Here is a 668-nt window from a genome sequence, read left to right as displayed (position 1 = left end):
AATCGATAACGAAACCCGTCAAGTTCTTATCGGTCTGGATTTTATAATCTGTAGTATTTTTCTATTGCAGCTCACCATTGATTTGATCCGCTCCACAGATCGACGTTCATTTATTAAGCTGCATTGGATAGATTTTGTGGCCAGCATCCCAATGATCGAGCCATTACGCTTTGCTCGCATCTTTCATATTTTGCGCGTGGTGTTGGTGCTGCGCTCTTCAAAGTTCATTCTGCATCAGCTCAAAGAAAACCGCCGAGAAACCACCGTCGCGTCCATATTGCTGTTGATGGTGATCCTCATAACGCTCGGTTCCACCGCCATGCTGTTTATCGAAGCCAAAAACCCAGCTGCGAACATCCGTACTGGAGCTGATGCTTTGTGGTGGGTCTTTGTGACCATCTCCACTGTGGGTTACGGCGATCATTATCCAGTGACCTCTGGAGGAAAGTTTTTAGCCGTCATCATCATCGTTTGTGGAGTGGGGATCTTCGGTATGATCTCTGGTGTGATTACGTCGATTTTAACCGCTCCGACTAAACAGCAAGATCACCGTTCTAAGAACAAAGAGCGGATGTTAGAACAGCTATTAGAACAGCAAGAACAAATCCTTGAGCGACTAACTCTTATCGAAGAGGAAATGCAGCAACGCAAAATTCAGACAAAAAAAT

1 protein-coding gene is annotated in these 668 nt (G+C 45.1%); it reads left to right on the top strand.

What is annotated here, in order from left to right; all coding sequences use genetic code 11:
• On the top strand, window positions 1–668 hold a 668-nt coding region (locus R7Z77_RS25970), incomplete at both ends, for a potassium channel family protein (RefSeq protein WP_318137127.1).

The organism is Vibrio sp. 1401 (assembly GCF_033340295.1).
This window is presented reverse-complemented; position numbering and strand designations above follow the sequence as displayed.